The following is a 15,809-nucleotide window of genomic DNA, read 5'->3' as shown; positions in this document are numbered from 1 at the left end:
CTGCCGGCGCGGGGCCACGCGCGCCCGTCCGGCGTCAGGCCGAGTAGCCCTTCGGCGGGATCAGCGACGCCAGTTGGGAGAAGTTCAGCCAGTAGATCTGCCAGCCGTTGAAGGAGGCCGAGTCGGCGATCAGCACCGTGTTGTGGTCGGTGTCGTAGCCGATGACCGTGAAGTAGTGGTAGACGGTCTGGTCCGGCGGATAGCCGGGGGGCTGGTTGCCGGGAGGCGCGACGATGTTGGCGACGATCGCGTAGTTGTTGTCGATGTCGGCCACCACGTCCGACCACAGCAGGTCGATCTGGGCCTGGGTGGGCGGGTCGTTCGGCATCTCGCGGGTGAAGTACTGCCCGGCGTCGATACGGGAGTTGAGCACCCTCGTGACCTGGCTGATGTGGTCGGTACCGCCGGTGTGGGTGCCGAGCTCGGCAGCCAGGGTGCCCTGGCTGGGGGCCGCGACCCGGGCCGACAGGGCGCAGCGGGTGGCCGCCGGGCCGCACCAGTAGCCGGTCTCCTGGACCTGGTACTCGACCGAAAGGACGTGCTCGCCCTTGGCGTGCACCTCCTTGGTCCGCAGGGTCGGGAACGCGCTGCGGCGGCCGCCGACGATCTCGGTCTCGACCTGGATGCCGTTCGGGTGCGCCGGGTCCGGCGGCAGCGGGGCCACCTGACGGCCGCGGCCGTCCGCCGCACGTCCGTCCGCCGCGCGGGCGGTGCCGGTGGACAGGAGCGCGCCGGTGGCGCCGAGCCCGAGCGCGCCGGCGAAAGCTCTTCTTCGCATGTTCGGCTTCCTTCTGCTGTGGGGGAGGAAGTAAAGGCATGAGCATGCCATGACAGCAAGCCGCTGACGAGGGGGAGAGAACCAGCCATGCGTCTGTTCGGGGGATGCAGGGGCAGTTACGCCTCCAAGAGCGGCGTCTCCGTCGAACGGCGCCGCCCCGCCTGGTGCGGCGGATACGCCATCGAGCGGGCCTGGGCCACCGCCGACGCGGCGGGGCGCGGCCGCCAACTCCCCCTGCCCGGCGCTCTCCCGCGACCGGATCGCCACCCACCTGTGGCTGCCCACCGACCTCATCGACCTGCTGACCCGCCGCCTCGGCGTGGCCCGCAGCGGACCGTCTCCGACGAGCTCGCGCCCGCACCCGAGGCGCGTCCTGTCGCGCCGAGACGGCCCAGGCGCACCCGGAGCCCGCTGGCAGTGCCGTACAGGGCGTTCCCCACCTTGGCGGATCGCGACGCGTCCGCCGAGCGCGCAGCGGCCCTGTGGGGGCCGGGCCGCGCACCGGGCGACTTATGCGACTGCCGGGACCTTGGGGTCGTCCGTCGCGGCCGGGTAGTCGATGTATCCCTCCGCCCCTCCCCCGTACAGGTTCTCCGTCGGCGGCCCCGCGAGCGGGGTGCCGTTGGCCAGGCGGGCGGGCAGGTCCGGGTTCGTCATGAACAGGCGGCCGAGGGCGACCACGTCCGCGTGCCCGTCCCGCACCAGCTGCGCCCCCGCGCCGGGGCTGCTCGGCGTTGGACCGTTCGTGTTGGCGACGAGCGTTCCCGACCAGCGCGTCCGCAGGTCCGCGATGGCTCCGTACGCGCCGTTCTCCAGCACGTGCAGATAGGCCAGGCCCAGCGGGTCCAGTGCGTCGACCAGTGCACGGTACGTGGTGCGTGCGTCGGCCTCGGCGAGCTGGTTCTCGGCGTTGTCCGGCGAGATGCGCAGACCCACGCGGTCCGCGCCGACCTCGGTGACGACCGCCTCGACGACCTCCGTCGCGAACCGCAGACGGCCGGTGACCGAGCCGCCGTACTCGTCCGTGCGCAGGTTGGTGTTGTCGGCGATGAACTGCTGGATGAGGTAGCCGTTCGCGCCGTGGATCTCCACGCCGTCTAAGCCCGCCTCGATCGCACGCCGGGCTGCGGACGCGAAGTCCCTCACCGTCTGGGCGATTTCACCGGCCGTCAGCTCGCGCGGGGTCACGTGGCCGAGCAGCCCGTCCCGGGTGAAGATCTGCTTCCCCTCGATGGCGACGGCCGACGGGGCCACCGGCAGCTCGCCGTCCGGCAGCGTCAACGGGTGGGTCATCCGGCCCACGTGCCACAGCTGGGCGAAGACCGTGCCGCCCTCGGCGTGCACCGCGTCCGTCACCTCTCGCCAGCCACGCGCCTGCGCGTCGGTCGCCAGACCGGGGATGCCGGGGCCGCCCTTGGCGAGCGCGTTGACGTACACGCCCTCCGTGATCAGCAGCCCGGCTCCGGCGCGCTGCCGGTAGTACGTCGCCGCGTGCGGGCTCGGCACCCCCGTCAGGTCGTCGGCCCGGCCCCGCGTCATCGGGGCCATCGCCACCCGGTTCGCCAGCTCCAGCCGCCCCGCCCGGTACGGCTCCAGCAACTCCCGCATTCCCACACCCTCTTCCGGTATTTCCGCGTCCCGCGCCCGTCCCGTCACGACCCCGGCGCTCATGCGGCGTTCCGGTCCAGCGCGATGACCTCGACCTCGATCTGCCAGTCGGGCTGGGCCAGCGAGACGACCTCGACGAGGGTGTCGGCGGGGTAGGGCTCGGCCAGGAACTCGCCGCGCAGCGTGATCACGTGCGGGAGGTTCGTCGCCATGTCCCGTACGAAGATGCCGACCTTGATCACGTCCGCGAAGGCCAGGCCGGTCGCCTCCAGCACCCGTCCGACGTTCCTGAACGCCTGCCGCCCCTGCGCCAGGAACCCGCCCTTGACGGTCGTCCCGTCCTCCTCGAAGCCCGCCTGTCCGGACACGTACACGAAGCCCCCGGCCCGGACGGCCTGCGATATCCGGTACGGCGCGTACCAGTCCGGCGTGGTCGCGATCTTCTCGATGCGCCCCACGGTGGTCGCGCTCTCATTGCTGGACATGCCTCTCCCCTGTTTCGGCGGGGGGCCCGGCACCGGGCCCCGCACGAGTGGCGTTACGAAACGTTCCGTAACGCCACGGAATCTAGAACATCCCGAGCGCCTTGTCAAAACGAAACGTAACGTCACGCGAGCGGTAGGGTGAGGCCCATGACCCCCGACCCGAACAGTGAACGGCGTAGCGAGCGCGCCCGCCGGGCGATCCTCGACGCGGCGTTCGACCTGGTGAGCCGCAAGGGCTTCGCGAAGGTGACCATCGAGGCCATCGCCGCCCAGGCCGGCGTGGGCAAGCCCACGATCTACCGTTGGTGGCGCTCCAAGGGCGCGGTGGTGCTGGAGGCGATGAACGAGGAGCTCGGCGACGACTTCGCCTTCCCCGACACCGGTGACATCGCCGCCGACCTCACGACCCAGATCACCGCGGTGAGCCAGCGGCTGATCACCGGCAGGATCAGCGAGGCCTACAAGGGCGTCATGGGCGAGGCCCAGAACGACCCCGCGCTGATGAGGGCGTTCCGCGAAACGATCCTCGAGCCCAGCATCGTGGAGTGCCGGGCCCGCCTGGATTCGGCCGTCGCCACCGGGCAGCTCCGCTCCGACGTGCCCACCGACGCGATGGTCGACCTCTTCTACGCGCCGATCCACTACCGGCACTTCCTGGGCTTCGGCGACGACGCAGTCAGGCGCAGCGCCGAACTCGTCCAGGACGTCCTGCTCGGCCTGCGGCCCCGGCCGGACGCGGGGTGAACGACCAGTGCCCGGCCGCTCGTTGAGGATGCTGTTGGCCAATCCGGGCCTGGGTGCCTCGCCCCGCCGCTGTGCGGCGGGGCGAAGTGCTGTCAGGGGGGCGGTGCGGGCTCGGGGTGTGCGGGTGAGCCAGGCGCCGATGCGGATGAGGTTGACGGCGGCGCCGGTGAGCTGTGCTGGAGGCTGGTCGGCAGCGGCTCATCCGGCGAGCACCCGCTGGACGGCCTCAACCGTGGCGACGCGGCGATGCTCTCCGATGATCTGCCAGCAGTCCCGGCGGTGCAGCCACCAGCCCGGACCCGCGGTGGGCATGCGCACGCGGGCCGGCACCCACTGCCTCCCGGCCACCGCACCGTCCGTCGGCACCGCTCGGCAGTCCTCGCGGGGATTGGGGTGACGTGCTCGGCCGAGACCGTGATCGCGGTCGGGGCCGCCGTCGGCCGAGTGTCGCCGTCCGCATTTTGTTCACGAGGACGTCCAGTTCCTGGCCGTCCTGCATGACGGCGCGCGCCCATGGCCCCGATCGCTCCCGCCATCCCTCAGCCGCCGTCACATTGTCCGACTGTGCTCCGCAGCCTGGGCGGGGCTGATGCTGTCCGTCCGTGCAGGCATCTGGCCATCACGCGAGGGGCGCACCAGAGCCGAGTGCCGGGCTACGGCCGGCTGAAGCGACCGCGTCGGGGAAGAGGGAAGGCCCCAACAGCCACCGTCCTTGCCGCATCCGGAGTAGCCGAGCCTGCGACCAGCGGCTTCGGGACTTCGGACAGGCGGATCACAGTGGCCCGCCAGCACTTGGCTGCCCGGTACCGGTCGGTCGGCGTGTCGTTAGTGATGGGGGTGGCTTCCCGCCTGCGCGTCGGTGGGGAGGCGTTGTCGCCCGCCGCGCTGCCTGGGGGCGGGGGTGCTGTCCGACGGCGTGGTTGAAGGGGAGGTCTGTGCATGATGAGCGATGAGACTTCGTGTGGTTCGTCTGAGTTGCGTGAGTCCTACGAGCTGTGCGAGGCGGTGACCAGGCAGTCCCATGCGCCGCTGTGGCGGGCAGCTGAACTGCTGCCTGCTCCGGTTCGCCCGCACATGCATGCCGTCAACGGCTTCGTTCTGCGGACTGATGCCATCGCCGACAGGGGCGGAACCGCAGCAGAACGTGAGCGGCGGCTTGCCCGTTGGCATTCCGCCACCCGCGAGGGGCTGCGTTCGGGGGGCAGCGGGCATCCGGTGCTGCAGGCGTTCGTGGACACGGTGTGGCGGTGGGATCTTGACCGTGCGGTGATCGAGGAGCTGCTGGGCGCTCTGGAGGCCGATTGCGTCAGTCCCCCTGTCTTCGAGACGTTCCAGGACCAGCGGCGATATCTGAGGGGGGTGACGGGTGCGAGCTTTGAGCTGTGGTCCCCGCTTGTGGGTTTGAGGGATCCGGAGGTGTTGGCGCTGACCTCTTTGCTGGGCGAGGCGGGCCAGGCGGTGGACCAGTTCGAGGATATGCCGGAGGACCTCGCTGCCGGCCGGTGCTACCTGCCGCGCGCCGATCTGCGGGCACTGGGACTGGAGGTGATTGATCTTGTACGCGGTGAACGTCCCGGGGCGCTGGCGCAACTGGTGCGCATGCAACTCGGCCGCTGGAACGTCCTGCTGGAACAGGCGGCGTCGGTGACGGGAATGGCTGAGCGCGAGTACCAGCCGTTCTTGCACGTGCTGGTGCTGGGGGCCCATCTGCAGTTCGACGAGATCGCCCTCCGCAAGGAGCGGGTCTTCACCCAAGGTCTTGAGCCGCTGGTGTCTGCCGACGGGGCCTCCCGCCGCCCTGTATGGCCGCATGCGGAGGTGGATACGGTGCCGGAGCACGTCGCGGTCATCATGGACGGCAACCGACGATGGGCCTCGGAGCAGGGTCAGCCGGCCTCCTGGGGGCATCAGGCGGGTCAGTGGTCCGCGATGCGTCAGGTCAACGCCGCGCTGCGGCTGGGAGTGCGGCACCTGACTTTCTATGCGTTCTCCACCGAGAACTGGGCCCGTTCTCAGGACGAACTGGACGCGTTGTTCGAGATCATGGGCGATGCGATGGCCCGAGGGGGTGCGGAGTGGCTGCACGACCTGGGGGTGCGGGTGCGCTGGTGCGGGCGGCGTGACCGCATCGACCCGTCACTGGCCTCCGCGCTGACCATGCTGGAAAGCATGACGTCGAACAACGAGACGCTGACGCTGACCGTCTGCGTCGACTACGGCGGGCGCGAAGAACTGGTCGAGGCCGCCCGCGCACTGGCCGCCGAAGCGGCCACCGGAGCGATCCGGCCCGAGGACATCGGCCCCGCCGACCTGGACCGGAACATGTACGCACCCGGCCTCCCGGACGTCGATCTGCTGATCCGCACCTCCGGTGAACAGCGGATCAGCAACTTCCTGCCCTGGCATCTGACCTATGCCGAGATGGTCTTCGACCCGACCCCATGGCCCAGCTTCGGCCTGGAACAGCTACGGGAAGCAGTCACGGTCTACGCCGGCCGCCAGCGCCGCTTCGGCGGCACCCTCCCCGGACCCGCCCGGCCGACAAGCCGGCCCGTTCAGCGGAGCCGGCTTAAGCCCTCCTGAGCCCGGGCCCGGGTCCGGGCTCACTTCACGGCTTCGGCGGGGTGTACGTGCCGGCTACGGTCACATACCCCAGCACCGTGCCCTCGCCGAACGGAGACGTGCCGAACGTCGCGGTATACGCCTTGAGCATCTCGGGGGTGGCGTACAGCGGCACCTCACTGAGCCGGACCTTCAGGGGCTTGCCCACCGGAACCTTGTCGGTGGACAGTTTCCCCTTCTCCACACCGCACCGCAGGGCCGAGGTGTGTTCGACAGTGAGGCCGTTGACCTGGCACTTTCCCGACGCCAGTTCGTCCTTCAGAGCACCCTCCAGCTCGGTGAGCCGGACGTTGCCCAGCGGTGTGCGCACCGCGACTCCCCCGTCGAGAGCGCCGTTGCCCTTGGCCTTCGGCAGCTTCCTCAGCGAGGGGTCGCCTTTGCCGGAACGCACGGGAAACCGCACCGCCGGACCACCGGAAGACGTGACCATCACGGCCGGTGCCACGGCTTCCACCACCGCCTCCAGCCGGTCCAACTCGGCCTGGACCGGCTCGGACCACCGGACCTCGACCCAGCCGTCGGAGACCGTGCCGTACCTCTCATCCGCCGCGGACGCCGTCCCGGCGAACTGCGCCAGCAAGGGCGTGGCCAGAGCTGCACCCAGAACGTTCCGTCGTGTCGCACTCATCGATACGCACCGTCCTTCCGCGGGCCGTAGGGCACGACCCGAAAGGAATCCTTCAGGCACCTTGCTGCCTGGTCTGCGGACAGCCCGTAAACCACCCAAAAGGATGCAAGGAGCACTCATGTCGATGACGCGACACCTCACACGCCAAGGAGCGCCACCCCCACCCAGGACGATCACCACCCGTGACCACAGCTTGCCGACTGACGTGCGTCGCCCTTGCCGACTGCTCAGCGTCGTAGCCTCCTGGCCGGCCTCATCCAGAAGTTCCGGGGGATCGGAGGCAGCACTTTGGGCTGCCCGTTCGACTCCGAGATGTGAACACTCTCGTAGAGCGCGGGACAGGCTTGCTGGGGCCCGTCCTTGTGCAGTCCAGATTCTGGGCGGCGTTGTGTCTGCTCGCCGCTCTTACCACCACCGCCGCCGCGTTCCTGGCGGAAGGGCAACGCAGAGCCACCCTGATCGCGTTGGTACGCCACGCTCCTGGCGGCACGGTGGTGCTCCAGGAGCGGGGGCGAGGGGGCCCTGCCATGAAGGTGCATGTCGGAGCTCCATCAGAAGCGGATCAGGGGGAAACCGGTGTGACGCAACGTGGCCAGGAGAAGGTGCAACAGGTCTCCGCTTTATGGGAGCGGGAAGCGATCGGCTTGACCCGCTACGCCATGGTGCGGACCGGCGGGGACCAGGCCGCAGCCGAGGATCTCGTGCAGCAGACGTTCATGGCCGCCTTCGTGCAATGGGAGTCACCCGCCAACCTGGACGCGGAGGAGCGCCGCAACTGGCTCCGCAGTGTGTGCCGACGGAGGTGGATCGACGGCATCCGACGAGAGGTCCTCGGGGACCGGCTGCAGGCTGATGTGGAACGGCTGTACGCCCGCGTCGGTCCCGACCCGGCTCACGCGGTCATCGCCCGGGACGACCTGGACCGCTGCTGGCAGGTGATCCGTGAACTCCCGCCCCGGCGCAGGGAGGTCGCCCTGCTGTACTTCATCGAGCAGCAGTCCGAGCTGCGCATCGCAGAGATGCTGGGCATCCAGGCATCGGGAGTGCGCAAGCATGTGGCCAAGGCCCGGCAAGCACTGCGCGAGGCGGTAGGCGAGCTCTTGGACGCGGAATCAGTCGAGACGGCCACGTCGCGAGAGGGAGAGGGGGAGCAGACATGACGGACAACGAGCAGAGCCGCGCCATCGACACCGACATCCTGATCGGCAACATGCTGCACCAGACCGAAGCCGCCATGGACATCGATGAGCAGAGCCTGGCGCAGTGCAAGAACCGGCTGCTCGACTGGATGGCAGAGTCCACGCCGCCGGTCCCGCAACCCGATGACAACCCCGAGAGCCCGGTCGCTGCAGGCAAGCGGAACCGGAGCGAGCGCGCTCTGGAACGCCCGCTCAACGAAGCGGTCTTCCTGACCGTCGCGGAAGTGGCCTCCGTCATGCGGGTCTCCAAGATGACGGTCTACCGCCTGGTCCACTCCGGTCACCTCCCCGCGATCCGCGTCGGGCGGTCGTTCAGGGTCCCCGAGCAAGCAGTCCACGACTACCTGCGGGAGAGCTACATGGGACGCATCGGGTCCACCGATCGCCCGTGACGTGTGCTGCCGGGCGAAGGAGATCCGGTGAGGACACCTGACGAGCTGGATGAGTTTCGCTGGCGGTGGATGCTTCTCCGCCGCCCGAGGACCGAGAGGTTTTTCTGCTGCATGCAGCGACGAGGCCTGCAAATTTCCAGGATCTTCGCGTCTATGGCCGTGACGGAATATCCGATGCGCGGAAGGGAAGGTGTGCCACGAGTGCAAGCGGGGCGTCATCTCGAAGATCTCACTCTCCCCAGAAGTGCAGCGGCAAGGTCTCGCCACACTCCTCGTCGACAGGGCGCTCATGGACGGTCCCGGCTACCGCTGGACGACCAGCAGCCACTCTCCGGATGGCCGGGCGTTCTTCCGGGCGATGTCGGTACGCACCGGCGCCGAGTTCACGGCAGGAGCCCGAACATGCGAGCACATCCTGGCGAGCCGGCCCGGACACCACAAGCCGATATTGGACCGACGCCTCCATCCGCACGCCACTGGAGCTGCAAGGTAGAAAATGCCCGTCCGCTCTATACGCCAGACCCCGTAATCTGCCTGTATGGCCACCGCTGATCGCGAACTGCTCTCCCGGACCGCTCGCAACGCTGTCCGGGGACTGATGAGTGGTCTCGTGGCAGGGGCGATCGGCGAGTACTGGGAGAACGAGCACTTCGCCGCGGACCCTGACCTCACCCCCGGCGAGGGCGGGGTCCGCAAGCAGCTCTTCGACTCCTACGCCGCGTCCGTCGACTGGACCGACCACGACCATGTGGCCCGGGCCCTGCGGGTGTTCGAGAGCATGCTGCGCCGCCTCGACCGTGAGAGCCGAAAGTTCGGCGGTGACGGCTTGCCTGCCGACACGGTGGCGGAGCTGCGGGAGGCGTTTGCGCGGGACGGCTGCCGCTTGGACGACGAGCTGCGCCTGCACACCGCACGCGTCGCCCACCTGGTCGTGCACGCTGACGCCCTGTCCGAGGCGTCGGGCATCCAGGCCGAACTGGAGCGGGTGCGCAGGTTCGGGGCCGACTACCCCGACGACGCGATCGGCGCGGCCAAGCAGCTCATCGAGGCCACCGCCAAGCTCGTGCTGCTCAAGCGGGACCTCCCGGTCGACGAACGTCAGGACCTGCCCGCGCTGATCAAGCAGGCGCAGCAGGCCCTTCACCTCCACCCCGCGGCAGTGCCGCCGGCCCGCAATGGCGGCAGCCCGGACAACGCCGACAGCATCAAGCGCATCCTGGGCGCACTGACCTCGGCTGCCATCGGCGTCGCGGAACTGCGCAACAGGTACGGAACCGGCCACGGGCGGCTGGCCGCACCTACCGGACTCGGGCCCCGGCATGCCCGTTTCGCCGTCGGCACGGCCGCCACTTGGTGCGAGCTGATGCTCGACACCCTCGCCGACGCTGACGCCCCCTGGCGTAAGGCCTCCGCGACGGCCCCGCTCGCGTGCGGCACACTCACGACCTCGACATGAGCTCGCGCGAGCCAGCGACCCTGACAGGACGGAGTAGTCCCGTGGCACCGCAGCAGCTCACCGTGGTCACCCGCCAGCGCCTTCTCGACCTTCTGGTTGTCGAGAAGGTCTGGTGGTGGGGCGCTCTGGACGAGGTGAGGTTCCTGGAGCGCCTGTACGACCTGGATGCCCTCGAAGGCGATGGCTTCCGGCGCCTGACGGCCAGGGAGGACATTACTCAGCACTGCCTGAGCAATGACGACTGGCCGCCGGAATGGGTGTTCACCGACGACCGTTTCGGCCTCAACGGCGACTCTCCGCAACCGCTGCTCAGGTTCCTTATGGCGGACAGCTGCTCCATCCGCTCCGGGGACAGCGTCGCGGCCCTGCTCCGCTGATTCCCAATCCAGGCCCCCAGCTTGTGCTCCCGCTCCCCCTGGTCCTCGGCACCCGCAGGTGCCCCTCGCGTTCGAAGAACTGCTTGGCGGCCTCGTAATTCAGCGCCCACTTGTCGGCCTGCGTACGGCGCGGCTGCGGCTTCTCGTCCTCGGCCGCGGGTGTGATCCCGAGGACCTGCTCACACATCCATTGCCGTACGCCCGTGAGGTTGTCCCACCCGAGCCGACCGAGCGCACCCACCGGCCGAGGTCCTCGCCCTGGTGCATGACGTCGCCGGGCTCGGTCGGCAGCGTCCGAAGCCGGACCTGGCCCAGCTCGCCAGTGAGCCGGCCGACGTCCTCGCCACCGCGCAGGCCGCGGTCGACGCGCCCACCGGGTTGGGCACCATCGCCTCTTACGCGACCGAGGTGGCGCTGCCCGCGACAGGCGCTTGGTCCAACCCTGGCAAGGGCGGCGCCCAGGCGGACATCGTCATCACCTCGCCCTAGGACAGGGTGCCGCTGCTGTTCGTGGAGATCGACAACTGCTACGAGTCCGCGCAGGTCCTCGCCGCGTAGATCGACAAGTACATGCGGTTCTGCCAGCGGAAGGAAGGACACCGACGCCGAAGCGCCGACGAGCTAGTCGACGCGCTCGAGGCGGCGCAGCCGGACGCCTCCCCCGCAAGAGGTCCGATGCCGAGGCGGCGCGCGTCGCCTGCGGCTGATCAACACTTTTTCGTGGCACCGCCGGGGGCGACCGGAATTGGTCGCCCCCCCGGACGTGTGTGCACGGGATCGCGCCCAGCCGTTCGGCGACGGGAGCGAACGTTTCCCCGGCCCGCTCCGTCGTAGGAGTGATGTGGAGGAGGTACGGATGGCGCGATGGCGCAGAGCGGGGACGGCCGGGCGGGACGACGCCTCGCCCCTCACCGGGACGGAGAACGTGCGGCGGGTCCGTGCGGTGCTGGCGCTTGGCGGTGTGCCCTGGGACGAGGTCGAGGACGGAGTGCAGGAGGTCCGGCTGAAGTTGATCCAGACCCAGGCGGGCCTGGACGGGAAGGAGATCCGGAGCCCGGAGGCCTGGATGTCCGTGGTCGCCTCCCGGGTCGCGGCCGACTGGCACCGGGCGCGCATCCGCGACACCGGGCTGCGTGAGCGGTTGGCCACGCGCTGGGCGAAGTGGCCGCCCGACCACCCGCAGGAGGACCGCGACCTGGCGTTGACGGTGGCCAACGGCCTGGAGCAGCTGACACTGCTCCAGCGGCAGGTGGTGGCACTGCGCTTCTACGCGGACCTGCCAGTGCACGACATCGCCCGGCTGCTGGACGTGCCCGAAGGCACTGTGAAGAGCCGACTCAACTCCGCCGTGGCCGCCCTGCGGACGCGCATGCGCGACATGGAGGTGATCTGACCGTGACGGAGACGACGGACGCGGACGAGGAGCGGCTGCGCCGCGCGCTGACGCTGATCGGCGAGGAGGCCGGGCGCGGTGCCTCCGGGCCGCCGCCACGCCCCGTCTGGTGGCGTACCCCTGGCAGGATCACCGCTGCCCTGGTCACTGCGGCCGTGGTGGCGGCTGGCGTGCTGGCCGTCGGTCTCGGCATGGACAGCGGGGAGGACTCGGCGGATCCTGGCGCGGCAGGACAAGGCCAGACCAGAACCGAGGGCATCGCGTGTTCCCGGTTCATCGCCGAGGGGATTGTCGTGCGGGTGCGGGAAGCGGACACACCGGGCCGGATCATCCTCACCTTCGACGTGCAGGACCGGATCAAGCCGGCCCACGGGGAGGATCATGTTCGGCTCAATCTGTTCGACCCGGCCGAGGTGGACCCGCAAGACGCCTTCCGGCCCGGCGAACACATTCTTCTGATGGTCCAGCAGCGTCGGGACGAGAACCCCGCCGTCTTCCGGGGCGAGGAGCTCGATTTCCAGCGTTCGATGATCAAGCGGGATCTTCCCGAGGCCCGCAGGACCGAATGCCCGCCCTACTGGCGGGAGAACAGCACCATCACCCCACCGCCCGTACCGGGCGACGCGTGACGAGTCGGGGCCGCTGTCCGGGACGCCCCTGGCGTCACAGGTCTGGGGCCGGGGCACCGCCCGGCCTCCAGCTTCGACACGATGTCGTCCGCCTGCTCGTACCCTGAGAGGTGGTACTGCGTCGTGCTCGGGACTGGATGAACGACGTGATCGAACTGCTGCACCAAGAAGGGATGTTGACGCACGCGCAGCGCCTCCTGCGGGAGGCGCATACCGCAGTCGGTGACGTTCTGCGTCTTCTTCCGGCGCCGACGCGGCGCCCCGTGGCACCCGCCGGATCCGACTACCTGGAAGCAGTTGAAGAGCATCTCGCCGCCCCCGCCGCCGCACTCATCTACAGCGCACGCAGCCTTCAGCAGTTCATGAAGCAGGAACTCACCCCCTGCCTGTTGGAGGAGCAGGTTGCCGGCATGCCGGGGGTGGCGGAGATCGCTCAAGACGTCTTTGACGACTTGGAGCGGGCCCGGGCACGAGCCGCGACACTCGCGCGCGCCGTCGACGATGTCGAGCGGGCGAGCAACGATTTCTGCGGCATCGACCTGCACACCGCACAACTTGAGGGCGTGCTGCTGGAGGGCATCCGCTGGGACTGCTTGACCACATGGCCTCCGGAGTGGAAAGACCGGATCCGCCAGACTTCCACGCCCACCGACGAAGGACAGAGCCTGCTCGTAGGCGGAGTGAACCCGCACGACCGGGCCGTGCCCACCGATGTATGAGACGCCCCGCCCCCACAACCCGATGGCTGACCTGAGGCCGGTCCCGCCTTCGCCAGCGCGGAGCTCGAAAGGCCGGGCGAACCACCCTCCGGGCTGAGCATGCCTGCCGTCGCGGCCGTACCCGAAGCCCGGGTCAGGAGACCACAGCAGCGTCAACCCGACGGCCGCCGCACAGTCCGGCCGCCGCACCAACCCACGGGAGGACCGGCTCCGTCGAGATCGCCTCTACCCTCTGGCGCGCCCGTACGGGTGAACTGCCCTGCTTCGACGGGCCCGGGGTGCTGCTGCCGGTGTGTCGGCAGGTCTTGCCTCAGCAGCATCAGCTACAGCCCTCGGACTGGAGTAGTGGGCACGTCGACCTCGAGCGGGACGATCCACTGGTCGTCGCCCTTCGTGCAGTGGAACACCAACCGCATCGGTTTGTTGAGCCAGGTGTCGCGCCACCGGCTCTGCACGTCTTCGCCCTCCCACCAATGTGGAGCGCGGGTCAGCTCAAGGCTGAAGGGCCGGCCTCGTCCGACATGCAGCGGTACGGGAGCGACTTGGTGCCCGTCCACGTCCGCGCCATCCGAGCTGGGAGTGACCCCCACTGCGGGGAAGGGCCAGGGCCGGCTTGTCCTCACCTAGAGCCATCACCTGCAGGAGAGTGATACCGGGACGCACGGAGAAGACGGCCAGTCCCTTCCGTTTCGCGTCCCGGCTAGGTGGCCCAGTCAACTGCGGGGCCGGGTGTCCGAGCCGTAGTGCAGGATGAAGGTGCTGCGCTCCACGCGCCCACGGGGGTGCCAGGGCCGGGTCTGCTGCATCAAATGGGGGGTTCGTGTTCCAGCGCTATCTTCACCGTCACGATGACGTCAATGTGGTGCTGTCCGCGTTGAGGGACGACCCTCAGTGCCTGCCGATTCTGATCGCATGGGGTGCGGCCCTGCGCCGGGACGTGGCCTCGGCGTTGCGGGAGGTCATCGCGACCGGAGCGTGGCAGGGCGACGTGCGTGTCCGCAGCGCGGCGGCTCACTGGCGTGAGGAACCCCGCTTCGATGTCTTCCTTGAGCACGGGCTTGAGAAGCGGCGCGACCGTGGGCCCAAGTACGAGCACCTGGACGCTGCTCTGCTGACGTTTCCCGAGACCCGTGCCGCCCTGTATCGGGTGAGTGCGGCGGAATGCCCGCAGCACTGCCGCACGCGGGCCGGAACCTTCGCCGAGGACCGGCATGTGGAGGACTACCGGCAGGCGCTGTTCGGCTGGTACGCCGTCATCCAGCACGCGCATGCCTGTGTCGTGAGAGCGGCACGCTGGTTCGCCGACGCACAGCTGTCCGATCCCCGCCGGCCCGAAGCCTTCACCGACTGGATGACCGGAACCCGGCGGCGACACAGCAACAGTGCCGTTCAGGAGACGGAGCCGGCCACCCAGGAGGCTTTGCGGGAAATCATCCTGATGATGCACGCCTGGAGCCCGCACACCTTCGAAGCCATGGACGTGGCTTTCCAGAAGGCGGAGGGCGAAGACGCATCCCACGCCTGGGGCGCAGGCTTCGAGCCTGCGGGCCGTCACGAAGCCCAGGCGGCCGCGGAGGCACTCGCGAGCGTCCTGTCCCCACAGGAACGCCAGCAGGTCCGGGAAGTGATCAACGGGATCGAGAGCGACGACGAGGACCGCGATATGGAGCTCGCGAGGGACAGCACGCTGGTCTGCACCAGCGACCGGCACCGCACCTACGGCACCGACCTCGCTGAGCGCGAGGACTGTGCCACGGCCCGAGGCCGCGTGTTCGAGGAAGCCTCCCGGCCCTGGAGCGAGGGCGTCGACCGCAAGGCCGACGCTGCCCGGCTGGCCCGGTTCCTGCTCGGACCCCGTAACGACCGAATCCAGGCAGCCCTTGCCACGGCCCGGGCCGGTGTCGCCCGGGAGAGCACCGAGCCGGCGCCGCAGGTCTGGCACGACAACGCCGAACCTCTCCGGGAAGCCCGCGAAGCCGCAGGGCTCGATCTCCACGACGCCGCCCGCTACCTGGGCATCAAGCCCGCCACGTTGCAGCGCTTCGAGCAGGCGACGGGCAAGCTTCCTGGACGGCCGGTCTCCCTCGGCTACCTCCAGCTCCTCGCCCTGACCTGCAAGCAGGCAGGCCGCACCACTCCCGCCTGCATCCCGCAGACCATTTCCCAGCCGGTGATCTCACTGCCGACCACCCTGCCGTAGGTCACCGCCACACCTGCCCCGGCCCTACCACTCTGTGAGGAAACTCCGTGTTCGACGAGGTACATCACCGGCCCTGCGGGCGCCCCACCAAGTCCGGCGCTCCCTGCCGCGCGCAGTTCTCCGGACCGGGATTCGCCTGCAAGCTGCACACCACCGACCACGAGAAGGCCCTCGTGGAGGCATACGGGCAGGGCCTGGAGACCGGCCGGGCGAAGGAAAGAGCGTGGAGACAACGCGCAGAGGCCGCCCAGGTCGAACGCCTGGAGCGCCAGATACGAACCCTGCGGGAAGAGCTCGACGCCAAGAACCGCCGCTTCGATGTCGATGGCGACCAGGTCGTCACCGTCGACGGCTACGGATACCGATGTGGCGGACCCGGCACGCTCGAAGTCGGAGACCGGGTGCTCCTGCCGGAAAACTATGTCAGCGCCCTGCGGCACAGCTCGGGCCCCTTCCCCGGGACCGTGACCGAACTGGGCACCACCTACACCGGGACCCTCAGCAGGATCATCTCCCGAGCCCCCGCCACCCCACGGCAGACCGGCTGAAACCACCAGCCCACGCCACCGGCATCCGAAC

Annotated in this window: 18 protein-coding genes and 1 pseudogene; 12 read left to right on the top strand and 7 right to left on the bottom strand. The window is 69.4% G+C overall.

The window, feature by feature from the left end:
• Positions 1 to 34: 34 nt before the first annotated feature.
• From LHJ74_RS00215 to LHJ74_RS00205, 3 genes are all read right to left on the bottom strand, one after another.
• The gene (locus tag LHJ74_RS00215) at positions 35 to 778 is read right to left on the bottom strand and encodes a C39 family peptidase (RefSeq protein WP_260215290.1); all 744 of its coding nucleotides are present in this window, start codon (positions 776 to 778) and stop codon (positions 35 to 37) included.
• A gap of 510 nt (positions 779 to 1,288) precedes the next feature.
• The gene (locus LHJ74_RS00210) at positions 1,289 to 2,449 is read right to left on the bottom strand and encodes an alkene reductase (RefSeq protein ID WP_260215289.1); all 1,161 of its coding nucleotides are present in this window, start codon (positions 2,447 to 2,449) and stop codon (positions 1,289 to 1,291) included.
• Positions 2,446 to 2,871 carry a RidA family protein gene (locus LHJ74_RS00205; RefSeq protein WP_260215288.1) on the bottom strand — a complete coding sequence of 142 codons (426 nt, stop codon included), beginning with the start codon at positions 2,869 to 2,871 and terminating at the stop codon, positions 2,446 to 2,448. The genes LHJ74_RS00210 and LHJ74_RS00205 overlap by 4 nt, the downstream gene beginning before the upstream one ends.
• Before the next feature lie 147 nt (positions 2,872 to 3,018).
• Here LHJ74_RS00205 and LHJ74_RS00200 point away from each other — a divergent pair, with 147 nt between their 5' ends.
• Positions 3,019 to 3,615: a TetR/AcrR family transcriptional regulator gene (locus tag LHJ74_RS00200; protein ID WP_260215287.1), complete on the top strand. Its 597-nt coding sequence runs from the start codon at positions 3,019 to 3,021 to the stop codon at positions 3,613 to 3,615.
• A gap of 198 nt (positions 3,616 to 3,813) precedes the next feature.
• On the opposite strand, the gene LHJ74_RS00195 is transcribed toward LHJ74_RS00200, so the two are convergent.
• Positions 3,814 to 3,981 (bottom strand): hypothetical protein, encoded by a 168-nt coding sequence (locus LHJ74_RS00195; protein ID WP_260215286.1) that lies wholly within the window; start codon positions 3,979 to 3,981, stop codon positions 3,814 to 3,816.
• 573 nt (positions 3,982 to 4,554) lie between these two features.
• Between LHJ74_RS00195 and uppS the strand changes: the two genes are divergently transcribed.
• The gene (gene uppS / locus LHJ74_RS00190; protein ID WP_260215285.1) at positions 4,555 to 6,198 is read left to right on the top strand and encodes a polyprenyl diphosphate synthase; all 1,644 of its coding nucleotides are present in this window, start codon (positions 4,555 to 4,557) and stop codon (positions 6,196 to 6,198) included.
• A 25-nt stretch (positions 6,199 to 6,223) separates the two neighbouring features.
• Here uppS and LHJ74_RS00185 read toward each other — a convergent pair whose 3' ends face one another.
• The gene (locus LHJ74_RS00185; RefSeq protein ID WP_260215284.1) at positions 6,224 to 6,865 is read right to left on the bottom strand and encodes a hypothetical protein; all 642 of its coding nucleotides are present in this window, start codon (positions 6,863 to 6,865) and stop codon (positions 6,224 to 6,226) included.
• 578 nt (positions 6,866 to 7,443) lie between these two features.
• On the opposite strand from LHJ74_RS00185, the gene LHJ74_RS00180 reads away from it, so the two are divergent.
• From LHJ74_RS00180 to LHJ74_RS00165, 4 genes and pseudogenes are all read left to right on the top strand, one after another.
• Complete coding sequence (locus tag LHJ74_RS00180) at positions 7,444 to 8,025, top strand: RNA polymerase sigma factor (protein ID WP_260215282.1); 582 nt, start codon at positions 7,444 to 7,446, stop codon at positions 8,023 to 8,025.
• 218 nt (positions 8,026 to 8,243) lie between these two features.
• Positions 8,244 to 8,456 carry a helix-turn-helix domain-containing protein gene (locus LHJ74_RS00175; RefSeq protein WP_260215920.1) on the top strand — a complete coding sequence of 71 codons (213 nt, stop codon included), beginning with the start codon at positions 8,244 to 8,246 and terminating at the stop codon, positions 8,454 to 8,456.
• A gap of 538 nt (positions 8,457 to 8,994) precedes the next feature.
• Positions 8,995 to 9,912: an abortive infection family protein gene (locus LHJ74_RS00170; RefSeq protein ID WP_260215281.1), complete on the top strand. Its 918-nt coding sequence runs from the start codon at positions 8,995 to 8,997 to the stop codon at positions 9,910 to 9,912.
• Positions 9,909 to 10,175 (top strand): annotated as a pseudogene (locus tag LHJ74_RS00165) (AbiJ-related protein); the annotation flags it as partial. The gene LHJ74_RS00170 and the pseudogene LHJ74_RS00165, both read left to right, overlap by 4 nt.
• Here the strand turns inward: LHJ74_RS00165 and LHJ74_RS34595 are convergent.
• Complete coding sequence (locus tag LHJ74_RS34595) at positions 10,130 to 10,399, bottom strand: helicase associated domain-containing protein (RefSeq protein WP_511262213.1); 270 nt, start codon at positions 10,397 to 10,399, stop codon at positions 10,130 to 10,132. The pseudogene LHJ74_RS00165 and the gene LHJ74_RS34595 overlap by 46 nt on opposite strands.
• A 151-nt stretch (positions 10,400 to 10,550) precedes the next feature.
• Between LHJ74_RS34595 and LHJ74_RS00155 the strand changes: the two genes are divergently transcribed.
• The 4 genes from LHJ74_RS00155 to LHJ74_RS00140 all read left to right on the top strand — a co-directional run bounded on the left by LHJ74_RS00155 (position 10,551) and on the right by LHJ74_RS00140 (position 13,030).
• A complete protein-coding gene (locus LHJ74_RS00155) occupies positions 10,551 to 10,778 on the top strand; it encodes a hypothetical protein (protein ID WP_260215966.1) in 228 nt (75 codons plus the stop codon).
• A 367-nt stretch (positions 10,779 to 11,145) separates the two neighbouring features.
• Positions 11,146 to 11,682, top strand: a complete 537-nt coding sequence (locus LHJ74_RS00150) for an RNA polymerase sigma factor (RefSeq protein ID WP_260215279.1) — start codon at positions 11,146 to 11,148, stop codon at positions 11,680 to 11,682.
• Positions 11,683 to 11,684: 2 nt separating this feature from the next.
• On the top strand, positions 11,685 to 12,311 hold the full coding sequence (locus LHJ74_RS00145) for a hypothetical protein (RefSeq protein ID WP_260215278.1): 627 nt from the start codon (positions 11,685 to 11,687) through the stop codon (positions 12,309 to 12,311).
• Between the two features lie 137 nt (positions 12,312 to 12,448).
• Complete coding sequence (locus tag LHJ74_RS00140; protein ID WP_260215277.1) at positions 12,449 to 13,030, top strand: hypothetical protein; 582 nt, start codon at positions 12,449 to 12,451, stop codon at positions 13,028 to 13,030.
• A gap of 323 nt (positions 13,031 to 13,353) precedes the next feature.
• Here LHJ74_RS00140 and LHJ74_RS00135 read toward each other — a convergent pair whose 3' ends face one another.
• Complete coding sequence (locus LHJ74_RS00135) at positions 13,354 to 13,485, bottom strand: hypothetical protein (protein ID WP_260215276.1); 132 nt, start codon at positions 13,483 to 13,485, stop codon at positions 13,354 to 13,356.
• 365 nt (positions 13,486 to 13,850) lie between these two features.
• On the opposite strand from LHJ74_RS00135, the gene LHJ74_RS00130 reads away from it, so the two are divergent.
• Entirely contained in the window at positions 13,851 to 15,230 is a 1,380-nt protein-coding gene (locus tag LHJ74_RS00130; RefSeq protein WP_260215275.1) for a helix-turn-helix domain-containing protein, read from the top strand.
• A 47-nt stretch (positions 15,231 to 15,277) separates the two neighbouring features.
• Positions 15,278 to 15,778, top strand: a complete 501-nt coding sequence (locus LHJ74_RS00125; RefSeq protein ID WP_260215273.1) for a hypothetical protein — start codon at positions 15,278 to 15,280, stop codon at positions 15,776 to 15,778.
• The last annotated feature ends 31 nt before the right edge of the window (positions 15,779 to 15,809 follow it).

Origin of the sequence: Streptomyces gossypii, assembly GCF_025165795.1 — a bacterium.
GTDB lineage: Bacteria > Actinomycetota > Actinomycetes > Streptomycetales > Streptomycetaceae > Streptomyces > Streptomyces gossypii.
The sequence above is the reverse complement of the archived record's forward strand: the minus strand, read 5'-3'. Positions and strand labels throughout refer to the sequence as shown.